Genomic DNA, 9,675 nt, shown 5'->3' with positions numbered 1-9,675 from the left:
GAGGAAACCCAAGTTTCCGACCACACCGGCCCTCGGCCCGAGTGGAGCTATGGGGATTCGAACCCCAGACCTCCTCCATGCCATGGAGGCGCGCTACCAACTGCGCCATAGCCCCGCGCTTTCCGATCGGGGTTTCCCCCGTTCGGTGCTGCGCCAGTCTATAGGAATCCGCGACCAGACCTGTAATCGAATGCCCGTCACGGCCCTGACCAGGTTGAACGGCTCACCCGAACGTCACGCGTCGCCCTCGGCGGCGCGGTCGTCGCTGAGCACCGGTTCCGGCAGAGTGCCGGCGTTGTGCTCGGCGAGGCGCCAGCCGCTGCGGCCCTCTTCGAGGACGGACCAGCAGCAGTTGGACAGGCCGCCGAACCGGCCCCAGAGCTCTTCGGGGAAGCCGAGCCAGCGGAGCATGCCGAGCCGCAGCGCGGCGCCGTGGGAGGCGACGACGAGCAGGCCGGCCGCCGGGATCCGGGTGAGGCCCCGTTCGAAGGCGGCGGTGACCCGCTTGGACACCTGTTCGGCGGTCTCACCGCCGGGCGGCTGCCAGAGGGCGTGCTCGGTGGGGTACTTCGCCCGGATCTCGGCGTTGGTCAGGCCCTCCCATTCCCCGCCGCCGCGTTCGATGAGGTCGCGGTCGGCGGTGACGGGCAGGCCGGTGACCGCGCTGAGCGCGTGGGCCGTGTGGGCCGCGCGCTGCAGCGGGGACGCGATGATGGCGCTCGGGCGGAGCGCGGCGAGGAGCCGTGCGGCCCGTGTGGCCTGTTCGCGTCCCGTGTCGTCCAGCGGGATGTCGGTGGAGCCCTGGAAGCGGCGTTCGACGTTCCAGGACGTCTGACCGTGCCGCCAGAGCACGATCTTGCGCGCCTCGGTCACTGACCGTCACCGGCCCGTACGCGCTGCTCCGAATGGGCGTTGATGTCCTCGGGCAGTGGCACCGGCGGGCAGTCCTTCCACAGGCGTTCGAGCGCGTAGTAGACGCGGTCCTCCTCGTGCTGGACGTGCACGATGATGTCGGAGTAGTCCAGGAGCACCCAGCGGCCCTCGCGCTCGCCCTCGCGGCGGATGGGCTTGGCGCCGGCGTCCTCGCGCAGCCTCTTCTCGATCTCGTCGACGATGGAGCGGACCTGGCGGTCGTTGGCCGCCGAGCACAGGACGAACGCGTCGGTGATGACGAGTTGGTCGCTCACGTCGTACGCGATGATGTTGTCGGCCAGCTTCTCGGCCGCAGCCTCGGCGGCGATCTGGACCAGCTGGTTGGCCCTCTCGGATGCGGTCACGGTGTGGTCGTTATCCTCCTCGTGGGGCGTTACCGTCAACCGTCACGATAAAGCCCCCGTTTGTTTATGTACTGCACGATTCCGTCTGGGACGAGGTACCAGACCGGTTCCCCGGCTCGTACCCGCTCGCGACACTCGGTCGAGGAGATCGCGAGCGCGGGCACCTCGACCAGGCTGACACCGCCCTCGGGAAGGCCGGGGTCGGCGAGGTTGTGTCCGGGCCGGGTACACCCTATGAAATGCGCGAGCCGGAACAGCTCATCCGTGTCACGCCACGTCAGCATCTGAGCCAGCGCGTCGGCACCCGTGATGAAGTACAACTCGACGTCGGGGCCGTATATTTCGCGCATCTCGCGGAGGGTGTCGATCGTGTACGTGAGCCCGGGCCGCTCGATGTCGACCCGGCTGACCGAGAATTGCGGGTTCGAGGCGGTCGCGATGACCGTCATCAGGTAACGGTCCTCCGCGGCCGAGGTCTTGCGGCCCTCCTTCATCCACGGCTGGCCGGTCGGCACGAAGACGACCTCGTCCAGCCGGAACAGGTGGGCGACCTCGCTCGCCGCCACCAGGTGACCGTGGTGGATGGGGTCGAACGTGCCGCCCATGATTCCGATACGACGACGCCGCGGGGCGGTCATGCGCCCTCCTTCGCCGGACGGGTGACCCGAGGCGCCGCGTGCGTCGTCTCGCTCGCTGCGCTCGCTCATGCGGCGACCTTAGTAAGCATGCGCCTCCGGTGTTTCACCGCGCCCCTCCTTATCGGAGGCGGGCGTCGTCATCTCCCCGTCTTCGACATCGTCCCCCGGCCGAAGCCGGAAATTCCCGGACATTCGGTGGGATGGACTCACGCGGCGATCTCCTCGGCGGTCGATCAGTCGAGCCCGGGAAGCGGTGGCTCTCCCGAGTCCCAGGTGACCACGCGGACCGCCTTGCCGGCGTCCACGCGCGGGATCGTCCCGGACGGCAGGTCCCGTACATCGCACGACAGGCCCAGCTCCGCCGCGAGCGCCGGCGCGAGCCCCTGTCCGGCGCCCTCACAGGCGACGACGAGCCGCGGCATCGGGGTCCGGCGGTCGACGACGACCTGATAGTGCGGCGAGGCGTGCCGTACGACGACGGACTCGATCTGGCGCGGGAAGACGTTGACGCCGCGGATGACGAGCATGTCGTCACGGCGGCCCAGCACCTTGCTCATCCGGACGAGCGTGCGGCCGCACGGGCAGGGCTCGTGGGACAGCGACGCGACGTCGCCGGTGCGGTACCGCAGCAGCGGCATGGCCTCCTTCGGCGTGCTGAACACCAGCTCCCCCGGCGTGCCGTCCGGGACCGGCGCGCCGGAGGCGTCGACCGCCTCGACGAGGAAGTGGTCCTCGTTCACGTGCAGCCCGGAACGCTCCAGGCACTCGGTCGCCACGCCCGGCCCGATGATCTCCGACAGGCCGTAGATGTCCAGGGCGGCGAGGCCGAGCAGCTCCTCGATCGTCGAGCGCAGCCCCTCCGACCACGGCTCGGCCCCGAACAGGCCCGCCTTGAGGCGCAGCTCGATCCCGGCCGCGCGCGCCGCCTCGCCCAGCCGCACGGCGTACGACGGCGTGCAGGTCAGGATGTCGGGGCGCAGGTCGGCGAGCAGCCGGACCTGGCGTTCGGTCATGCCGCCCGACATGGGCACGACGGTGACGCCGAGGGCCAGCGCGCCCTGGTGGATGCCGAGGCCGCCGGTGAACAGGCCGTACCCGTACGCGTTGTGCACCACGCTGCCGGGCGCCGCGCCCGCGCAGGCCAGCGACCGCGCGCACATCCGCCCCCAGAGCGCCAGGTCCCGCCGGGTGTAGGCGACGAGGGTGGGCCGCCCGCCGGTGCCGCTGGACCCGTGTACGGCGGCGACCTCCTCCATCGGGACGGTGAGCATGCCGTACGGGTAGGAGTCCCACAGGTCCTGTTTGGTGGTGAAGGGCAGCCGGTGCAGGTCGTCGAGCGTGACGTCGTGGCCGCCGTCGACCCCCGCCGCGCGCAGCCGGCCGCCCTGCAGCCCGTCCGCCGCGATCAGCCGGTCGATCAGGTCGCGCAGCCGGCGCTGCCGCACCGCGGCGAGCTCGTCGCGCGACATCGTCTCCGCGGGCTCCGGCCCGTACGCCTCCGTCATGGAGGGAGTAGACCCCCGCCGCGCGGGGCCGCGCAAGGGGTCATCCGGGGAACGTCCTGCGCGCGGCCGGAGCGGACCTGGCCGGATCGCGCCTGGGGAACTCCGTGCTCTGACCGGCCGTCAGACATAGCATGCCGAATATGACGAGCAACACACCCGACCGTTCTCGCACCCGCTTTCCGGGGATCAGTTCCCGCGCCTACGAGCACCCCGCGGACCGGTCGGCGCTCGTCGCCCTCCGGTCGCTCAGCGGCTTCGACACGGTGCTGCGGCGCCTCGCCGGGTTGTTCAGCGAGCGCGCGATCCGCCTGATGTTCCTGGGGGGCACCGTACGCGCGGGCGAAAGGCAGTACCGCCACATCCACGACATCGTGCGGGACAGCGCCTACATCCTCGACCTGCCCAAGGTCCCGGAGGTGTACGTCACGCAGGACCCGGCGCCGAACGCCATGACGATCGGCGTGGACAACCCGTTCATCGTCCTCAACACGGGCCTGATCGACCTCCTCGACGACGAGGAGCTGCGGTTCGTGATCGGACACGAGGTCGGGCACGTCCTGTCCGGGCACGCGGTGTACCGGACGATGGCCATGATCCTCACCAACCTCGGGGCTCGGATCGCCTGGCTCCCGCTCGGGAACATCGCGATCGCGGCGATCCTGATGGGGCTGAACGAATGGCAGCGCAAGTCCGAGCTGTCGGCGGACCGGGCCGGCCTGCTGGCGGGCCAGGACGTCGAGGCCGGCAAGCGGGCGCTGATGAAGCTGGCGGGCGGCGCGCGCCTGTCGGAGATGGACGGCGAGGCATTCCTGGAGCAGGCGCGGGAGTACGACGCGGCCGGTGACGTACGGGACGGGCTGCTGAAGTTCCTCAACCTGCTGAACCGCTCGCACCCGTACGCCGTGATCCGGTTCGCCGAGCTGGACCACTGGGCGCGTGACGGCGAGTACGCCCGGATCCTCGGCGGAGACTACGAGCGCCGGGCGGACGACGGCAGCGCCTCGATCACCGAGGAGATCAAGAACGCGGCGAACGCCTACCGGGAGTCCTGGAACCGCAGCGCGGACCCGTTCATCGGCACCGTCAAGGGCGTCGCCGAGGGCGCCGTCAACGCCGGGGAGCGGCTGTTCGGCCGGTTCACCCGCGGCGACGGGGAGAACTGAGCACCAACGGCCGGAACCGGAAAGGGGGATCCGGGCGGGCCGCACCCGGGCTTCGGCGCTGCGGGACGGGGTTCTTGCGTAATCTTGAGTTCACTTTGTGAACGCGAGGGGACTCCATGCCGACGCCAGGCTCATCCGCGATGCCGGGATCGCAGTCGTCGCTCCGGGAGGCGAACCAGCGCCGGGTGATCCAGGCCGTGCGCGAGGCCGGAGCGCCCACCCAGGCCGAGATCGCCCGGAGCACGGGCCTGTCGCGGGCGACCGTCTCCAACATCGTGCGGGAACTGGCGGCGGGCGGCGTGCTGGTCACGACGCCCACGTCGGCGGGCGGCCGCCGCGCCCGCGCCGTGTCGCTGGCACCCGCCGCCGGGCTGGCCGTCGGCGTCGACTTCGGCCACTCGCACCTGCGCGTGGCGATCGGCAACCTGGCCCGTGAGGTCGTCGCGGAGCAGGCGATGCCCCTCGACGTGGGCGCCTCCGCCGCCGACGGGCTGGCGGCGGCCGAGCGCCTGATGGACGGGCTGCTGGACACCGTCGACGCGACGCGGGAGGACGTGCTGGGCATCGGGCTCGGCGTCCCCGGCCCGATCGACGCGGCGAGCGGCACTCTCGGATCGAGCACGATCCTGCCCGGCTGGGCCGGCATCGAGGCGGCCGGGGAGGCGCGGCGGCGGTTCGGCCGCCCCGTGCACGTGGACAACGACGCGAACCTCGGCGCGCTGGCCGAGGTCACCTGGGGCGCGGCGCGCGGCCACACCGACGCCGCCTACATCAAGATCGCCTCCGGCGTGGGGGCGGGCATCGTCATCGGCGGCCGGGTCTTCCACGGTCCGGGCGGCACGGCCGGTGAGATCGGCCACATCACGCTCAACGAGGACGGCCCGATGTGCCGGTGCGGCAACCGCGGCTGTCTGGAGACGTACGCCGGGGGCCGCTACCTCGCCGACCTGCTGCGGCCGACCCACGGTGACGGCCTGACGACGGCGCGGATCGTGGAGCTGGCGCTGGCCGGGGACGCCCCGTGCCGGCGCGCGGTCGGCGACGCCGGGCGGTACGCCGGGGCGGGCGTGGCCAGTTTGTGCAACCTGCTCAACCCCCGCCTGGTCGTGGTCGGCGGCGACCTGGCACGGGCGGGCGACCTGCTGATCGAGCCGATGGTCGAGGCCGTACGGCGCTCGGCCGTCGCCAGCGCCGCGGCGCTCGTGTCGATCGTGCCCGGCGTGCTCGGCGACCGCTCGGAGGTCCTCGGCGCGTTGGCGCTGGTCATGAACGCCTGGGAGGCGGTCTAGGGCTCGCACGCGGCCGATTTCAAGTCCTGAACGCGGATGGCAGGCTTCGGCCAAATTTGCGTTCAGGTCTTGATTTAAGTCCTGGGTTGGGTCTTTGATCGCAGGGCTTCGTCCCTCCTGACCCCCGCCTGGAGCACCGCTTGATGAGACTCCGGATCAAGGCCGCCCGTATCGGAACGGCCGTAGCGATCACCGCGTCGGGCCTGGCCCTGACCGCGACGGGCGCCAGCGCCCAGGTCCGCTACCTCGACCCGCACGCTTCGATCTCCGCCCGCGTCGCCGACCTCCTCAAGCGCATGACCACCGAGGAGAAGGTCGGCCAGCTCGCCCAGCCCGCCGTCGTGAACATGCAGGGTGACTGCCAGTGGTCGGGCGGCGCCCTCGTCGACTCGTGCATGCAGCACGTCCTCGGCGACCTGAAGGTCGGCTCGGTGCTGTCCGGGGGCGGCGAGACCCCGGTCAACAACACCCCCAAGGACTGGGCCGACATGGTGAACGCGGTCCAGAAGTACGCGATCGACCACTCCCGGCTGCACATCCCGATCGTGTACGGCGTGGACGCCGTCCACGGCCACAACAACGTGCTCGGCGCGACCAAGTTCCCGCAGCAGATCGGCGTCGGCGCGACCTGGGACCCGCAGGTCTCCGAGGCGATGGGCGAGTCGACGGCCCGCGCCGTGAAGGCGACCGGGCCGCAGTGGGACTTCGCGCCGGTCCAGGACATCTCGCGCGACACCCGCTGGGGCCGCTTCTACGAGACCTACTCCGAGGACCCGTACCTCGCCGGTGAGCTCGGCGCCGCCAACGTCCGCGGCCTGCAGAAGACCGGGCAGGTCAGCGCGACGGTGAAGCACTTCGCCGGATACTCCGCGCCGTTCAACGGCCACGACCGCACCGAGTCCCACATCGACCCGCGCTACCTGCAGGACACGTTCCTGCCGTCGTACAAGGCGGCCGTGGACGCGGGCGCGGACACCGTCATGGTGAACTCCGGGTCGATCAACGGCATCCCGGCGCACGCCTCGCACTACCTGCTCACCGACCTGCTGCGCCGGCAGTGGGGCTTCAAGGGCGTGGTGGTCAGCGACTGGAACGACGTCGACGCGCTGCGCACGTCGTACCACCTGACCGACACGTACGCGGGCGCGGTGGCCATCGCGGTCAACGCCGGCGTCGACATGGGCATGCTGCCGCCCGGCGAGGTCGACGGCTTCGTCCAGGGGCTGCTGGACGACGTGAAGAGCGGCGCGGTCAGCAGGCACCGCCTCGACGAGGCGGTGTCCCGGATCCTGGCGCTGAAGTTCAAGCTCGGTCTGTTCGAGCACCCGTACGTGGACGCGTCGAAGGCCAACGGGATCGCGCTCGGCGCGGACAAGGACCTCGCCGTCAAGGCGGCGACCGAGTCGCAGACCCTGCTGAAGAACGATGGCAACGTGCTGCCGCTCTCCACGGGCATCGGCAAGGTCGTCGTGACCGGCCCGAGCGCCGACTCGATCCCGAACCAGGACGGCGGCTGGACGATCGCCTGGCAGGGCATCCCCGACGGCGTCAACGACCCCGGCGTCACCGTCTACCAGGGCATCAAGAACGTCGTCGGTGACCACGCCAAGCTCGTCACGAACGCCGACGACGCGGTCGACCAGACCAAGAGCGCCGACGCGGCCATCGTCGTCGTGGGCGACAAGCCCGGCGCCGAGGGCGTCAACGACCAGGAGCTTCCGGAGCTGTCCGCCGACCAGCAGGACCTCGTCGACCGGCTGCAGGCCACCGGCAAGCCGGTGATCGTGGACGTCGTCGCCGACCGGCCGCTCGTGCTCGGCAAGGCGGCCGACGCCAAGCAGCTGCTCATGTCCTGGCTGCCCGGCAGCGAGGGCGGCACGGCCGTGGCGAACGTCCTGTTCGGCAAGGCGAACCCGAGCGGCCGCCTGCCGGTCTCCTGGCCGAAGAGCACCGGCGACGAGCCGATGTTCTACCAGCAGCTCAACGGCACCAACAGCGGCACCAGCTCCGGCTACGACCCGCTGTTCGCCTTCGGCGCGGGCCTGTCGTACACGACGTACGCCGTGCAGGGCGTGTCGGTCTCCGGCGGCAGCACCGTGAAGGTGTCGGTGAAGGTCGCCGACACCGGCTCCCGTGACGGCGACTTCGTCGTGCCGGTCTTCGCCCAGCTGCCGGTCAGCCGGATCCTGACCCCGCCGAACCGCCTCGTCGCCTTCACCCGCGTACCGCTCAAGGCGGGCCAGTCGACCACCGTGTCGCTGTCCTTCCCGCGCTCCCGGCTCGCGGTGACGCAGGGCGACATCAACGGTTCCGGCACCCGCGCGGTGCTCCCGGGCCAGTACAAGATCGTCGCCGGCGACAAGTCCACCGACCTGACCATCAACTGACCGGACCGGCCGCAGGCCGGACCTGAGACCGCGAAGGCCGCGGGGCGATCACCGATCCCCCGCGGCCTCCGCGTTGCACGGTGGCGTTCAGCCGGCCGTACGGCTCGTTCGGTCCTTCGGTCGGACGCCGTCGGTGACGGTGGAGGTCGAGGTGCTGAGGACGCCGTCGAACGCGTCGAGAACGGGAGTGTGCACATAGGCGCTCTGGATACGGATGCGGTCGGGGCCGGAGGCGCCAGGGGTCTCCCGGCGTGCCCGGCGAAGATCGGCGAGGCCGAGCCCGAGGCCGGCATCGGCGAACGCGGCTTCGACGCTTCCCGGCTCGGGCGGCTCCAGCGCGGTGTCGTCGACGGCGAAACCGAAGGGCGCCTTCTCGTCGGGGCGCATGTCGGCCGTGTGCCCGTCGACGCTCGTCAGGCCGAGGGCGAAGTACTCGTCACCGAGAACACGGTGCAGGTGCTGCCCCATCGGCAGCCCCGTGAGGTGACCGTCGAACGAGACCGACGTCTTCTGGATGTGGGCGTTGTGAGCCGCCAGCACGACGCGGGTTCCGGGTTCGGAGCGCTCCAGGTGCCACCGGACCGATCCGGCCATGTAGACGTCCCGGGCCGAGGTGTCGGCGGTCAGACCGCTTCCGGCGAAGAGGTCGGCCATGGCGCGGAAGCCGTAGTCCCCATGGCAGGCGGCCTCGATGCGGCGCAGGGCGATGTCGTAGCCGCGCTGGTCGCCGCGGGAGACGTACAGCGGTTCGACGGCACGGAACCGGATGAGCAGGCGCATCAGGATCGCGCTGAGGGCGTCCTGTTCGGCGGTCGCCAGGCGGGTCCAGGCCGGTGCGGCCGAGGCCGCGGAGGCCCCGGCGAACGATTCGGCGATCCGCATCGCCGACTGGACCGCCGGCAGGGCTTCGGGATCGATCTCGCGCAGGTAGTCGGCGACCGGGGCGAGGGCGGGAAGCAACGACCCGCCGGCCGCCGGGATGTCGATCCCGGCGAAGCGCACCGGTCGTGAGGCCGTGCGGTTGTGCCGGCGGATCCAGCGCAGCGGCTCCTCGACTCCCACGGGAATCGTGCCGGCCAGGTGGGTCGACAGGTCATCGTCCGTACCCTCGCCCTGAGCCCAGGCGTCGAGGGGGACGCCTTCGCTGAAGCCGTACTCGAAGGCCAGGACGCTGAAACCACAGCGTTCGACCAGGAACCGCAGGATGCGTCGGCGCAGGAGGGAGAACTCGTCGATGAAGTGGGAGTTCTCCCCGATCGCGACCACGCGCGCGTCGCCGATGACCTCGCGCAGCGGCTCCAGGTCATCGAGCGGCGCGTCAGGTTCGAGGTGGGTGAGGGGGACGGCATGGGCGCGAAGCCAGCCGACGAAAGGGTCGTGGTCGGACGAGACAGACATGCCGGCAGCTCGATTCTC

8 protein-coding genes and 1 tRNA gene are annotated in these 9,675 nt (G+C 71.1%); 3 read left to right on the top strand and 6 right to left on the bottom strand.

Features of this window, described 5'->3' with window-relative positions; genetic code table 11:
* Positions 1 to 42: 42 nt before the first annotated feature.
* The 5 genes from NDW01_RS40810 to NDW01_RS40790 form a co-directional block, all read right to left on the bottom strand.
* Positions 43 to 115: transfer RNA gene (locus NDW01_RS40810), tRNA-Ala, on the bottom strand.
* 119 nt (positions 116 to 234) lie between these two features.
* Entirely contained in the window at positions 235 to 873 is a 639-nt protein-coding gene (locus NDW01_RS40805) for a histidine phosphatase family protein (RefSeq protein WP_252829900.1), read from the bottom strand.
* Entirely contained in the window at positions 870 to 1,277 is a 408-nt protein-coding gene (rsfS, locus tag NDW01_RS40800; protein ID WP_252778755.1) for a ribosome silencing factor, read from the bottom strand. Before rsfS ends, NDW01_RS40805 begins: the two co-directional genes overlap by 4 nt.
* Before the next feature lie 35 nt (positions 1,278 to 1,312).
* On the bottom strand, positions 1,313 to 1,915 hold the full coding sequence (gene nadD / locus NDW01_RS40795; protein ID WP_252829899.1) for a nicotinate-nucleotide adenylyltransferase: 603 nt from the start codon (positions 1,913 to 1,915) through the stop codon (positions 1,313 to 1,315).
* Between the two features lie 233 nt (positions 1,916 to 2,148).
* The gene (locus NDW01_RS40790; protein ID WP_252829898.1) at positions 2,149 to 3,420 is read right to left on the bottom strand and encodes a phenylacetate--CoA ligase family protein; all 1,272 of its coding nucleotides are present in this window, start codon (positions 3,418 to 3,420) and stop codon (positions 2,149 to 2,151) included.
* A 140-nt stretch (positions 3,421 to 3,560) separates the two neighbouring features.
* Between NDW01_RS40790 and NDW01_RS40785 the strand changes: the two genes are divergently transcribed.
* The 3 genes from NDW01_RS40785 to NDW01_RS40775 all read left to right on the top strand — a co-directional run bounded on the left by NDW01_RS40785 (position 3,561) and on the right by NDW01_RS40775 (position 8,259).
* Positions 3,561 to 4,583: a M48 family metallopeptidase gene (locus tag NDW01_RS40785; protein ID WP_252829897.1), complete on the top strand. Its 1,023-nt coding sequence runs from the start codon at positions 3,561 to 3,563 to the stop codon at positions 4,581 to 4,583.
* Positions 4,584 to 4,723: 140 nt separating this feature from the next.
* Positions 4,724 to 5,872 (top strand): ROK family transcriptional regulator, encoded by a 1,149-nt coding sequence (locus NDW01_RS40780; protein WP_252829896.1) that lies wholly within the window; start codon positions 4,724 to 4,726, stop codon positions 5,870 to 5,872.
* Between the two features lie 143 nt (positions 5,873 to 6,015).
* Positions 6,016 to 8,259: a glycoside hydrolase family 3 N-terminal domain-containing protein gene (locus tag NDW01_RS40775; RefSeq protein WP_252829895.1), complete on the top strand. Its 2,244-nt coding sequence runs from the start codon at positions 6,016 to 6,018 to the stop codon at positions 8,257 to 8,259.
* A gap of 87 nt (positions 8,260 to 8,346) precedes the next feature.
* Here NDW01_RS40775 and NDW01_RS40770 read toward each other — a convergent pair whose 3' ends face one another.
* Positions 8,347 to 9,657 (bottom strand): erythromycin esterase family protein, encoded by a 1,311-nt coding sequence (locus NDW01_RS40770; protein WP_252829894.1) that lies wholly within the window; start codon positions 9,655 to 9,657, stop codon positions 8,347 to 8,349.
* Between the last annotated feature and the right edge of the window lie 18 nt (positions 9,658 to 9,675).

Origin of the sequence: Actinoallomurus soli (genome assembly GCF_024055715.1) — a bacterium.
In the GTDB taxonomy this organism is placed as follows: Bacteria; Actinomycetota; Actinomycetes; order Streptosporangiales; family Streptosporangiaceae; genus Actinoallomurus; species Actinoallomurus soli.
The sequence above is the reverse complement of the archived record's forward strand: the minus strand, read 5'-3'. Positions and strand labels throughout refer to the sequence as shown.

Coding starts and splice junctions, on each gene's coding strand:
- nadD (WP_252829899.1), bottom strand. CDS start 1,915: ATGACCGCCCCGCGGCGTCGTCGTATCGGAATCATGGGCGGCACGTTC.
- NDW01_RS40790 (WP_252829898.1), bottom strand. CDS start 3,420: ATGACGGAGGCGTACGGGCCGGAGCCCGCGGAGACGATGTCGCGCGAC.
- NDW01_RS40785 (WP_252829897.1), top strand. CDS start 3,561: ATGACGAGCAACACACCCGACCGTTCTCGCACCCGCTTTCCGGGGATC.
- NDW01_RS40780 (WP_252829896.1), top strand. CDS start 4,724: ATGCCGGGATCGCAGTCGTCGCTCCGGGAGGCGAACCAGCGCCGGGTG.
- NDW01_RS40775 (WP_252829895.1), top strand. CDS start 6,016: ATGAGACTCCGGATCAAGGCCGCCCGTATCGGAACGGCCGTAGCGATC.
- NDW01_RS40770 (WP_252829894.1), bottom strand. CDS start 9,657: ATGTCTGTCTCGTCCGACCACGACCCTTTCGTCGGCTGGCTTCGCGCC.